This is a genomic window from Bifidobacterium sp. POST2/T3 (B1), assembly GCF_058197115.1.
Genome location: NZ_JBVPQK010000238.1, coordinates 1 through 1,795 on the forward strand (window position 1 = coordinate 1; position 1,795 = coordinate 1,795).

A 1,795-nucleotide genomic window follows, 5' to 3' on the forward strand; every position below is an offset into this window, starting at 1 on the left:
GCCAGGACCAGGATGGACCCCACATTGGCAGCCAGACCCAAGATGCCGAAGAAGAGCAGGAGCCCCCGTTGCTGGACCTGGTCCCGCCCGGGTGACAAGAGCCGCAAGACGGCCTCTACAATGGCGTAAATTCCCACAGCCAGCAGAACCAAAGCCCCGCCAGCCGCCGTGATGACCTCCAGACGGGACCAGCCCCAGGTCCGCCGATTTGTGGGGCGGCGTTCCATCAACACAGCAGTGACAGTGGATGCGATCAGCACAGCCATGTCGGTCATCATGTGCCCAGCGTCGACCAGCAAGGCCAGGCTACGGGTGACCAAGGCGCCGACGACTTCAGCTACGAAGACCGATCCAGTCAGAGCCAAGGTCGTCAGCAACTGTCGACGATGGGCGGATCCGCCACCCTGAACAACACCTTCATGAGCGCTCATGCATACCCCGTTTCATCAATCACCAAGGTATGCCACCAGGGACTGCGAGGCAAGAGTTTCCTGTGAAATACTCAGAAACCGAACTTGCTTGCCGTCTCCTTGAGGGTCTCGGCGGAACGCTTCAGAGCGGCCAGCTCGCCGTCGCTCAGCGGGGTGTTGATGTGGGTGTTGACCCCTTCGCGGTTGAGCACGCTGGGCACCGACATGCACACGTCCGATATGCCGTGGAAGTCTTCCAGCAGGGAGCTGACAGGCAGGATCCGGTCGGTGCCGTTCAGGATGGACTCGATGATGTCCACGCCGGACATGGCGATAGCGAAGTTGGTCGCCCCCTTGCCCTCGATGATCTGGTAGGCAGCGTTCTTCACCTCCTGGTGGATCTCCTCGCGCTTGGCCGCATCCAAAGGCTCATGGCCGGGCAGTTCCATCCAGTCGCACATGGGCACGCCGCCGATGGTTGCCGAGCTCCAGAGCGGGACCTCGGAGTCGCCGTGCTCACCAGCGATGTAGGCATGGACGTTCTTGACATTGACCCCGGTCTGCTGACCGATAAGGTAGCGCAGGCGGGCGGAGTCCAGGTTGGTGCCCGAACCGAACATCTGGTTGACAGGCAGTCCGGACAGCTCCAGCGAAACCCTGGTGACGATGTCGACGGGGTTGGTGATCAGCAGGAAGATGGCATTGGGAGCCACCTCGACCATCTGAGGGATGATGGACTTCATCATATTGATAGTGGCGCCTGCCAGGTCCAGCCGCGTCTGCCCCGGCTTCTGCCTGGCTCCGGCCGTGATGACCACCATGTCGGCATCGGCGCAGATCTGCGGATCGTCCGAGCCGTCGATGGTGACCGTGGGGTAGAAGCTGGATCCGTGCTGCATGTCGCGAACCTCGGCCTCAACACGCTGGGCGTTGATATCCTCAAGAACGATCTCTCGAGCCACGCCACGCTGGGCCGCCGAAAAGGCCAGAGTCGACCCCACGGCTCCAGCTCCCACGATCGCTAGCTTGGTTGGCTTGATTGATGATTCCGCCATATTTTATGGACCTCTCTTATCGGAACCCGAGAAACGGGTTTGCCGCTGACAACATACGTAGTCTACCCAGCATAGGTGACCTGGTTCGCCTCTGCCCTTACGAGTTCAGTCCGGACGATGGCGTGTCACCCGCTGGAGCCTGCAAGGGCTTCTGATCAATGGCCTGGTCAAGCACGGCAGCCGCCAGCCGGTCATCCACGTCAGCGCTCAGCGCAACCCCATCGGCCCGGTATTCCAATGAATCCACCCGTCCCAACTGCCGTACCTGCTCCAGCAGGGAGCCGCTGGTATAGGGCAGGATGGCCTGGACATGCACAGCAGGGGCGGGCA

2 protein-coding genes and 1 pseudogene are annotated in these 1,795 nt (G+C 61.4%); all 3 read right to left on the reverse strand.

Annotated features, from left to right (window positions below):
- On the reverse strand, window positions 1–431 hold a 431-nt coding region (locus AC0AP0_RS09710), incomplete at its 3' end, for a cation diffusion facilitator family transporter (RefSeq protein ID WP_490430314.1).
- A gap of 71 nt (window positions 432–502) precedes the next feature.
- The gene (locus AC0AP0_RS09715) at window positions 503–1,465 is read right to left on the reverse strand and encodes an L-lactate dehydrogenase (RefSeq protein ID WP_046322674.1); all 963 of its coding nucleotides are present in this window, start codon (window positions 1,463–1,465) and stop codon (window positions 503–505) included.
- Window positions 1,466–1,562: 97 nt separating this feature from the next.
- Window positions 1,563–1,795: pseudogene (locus AC0AP0_RS09720) on the reverse strand (GTPase HflX); the annotation flags it as partial.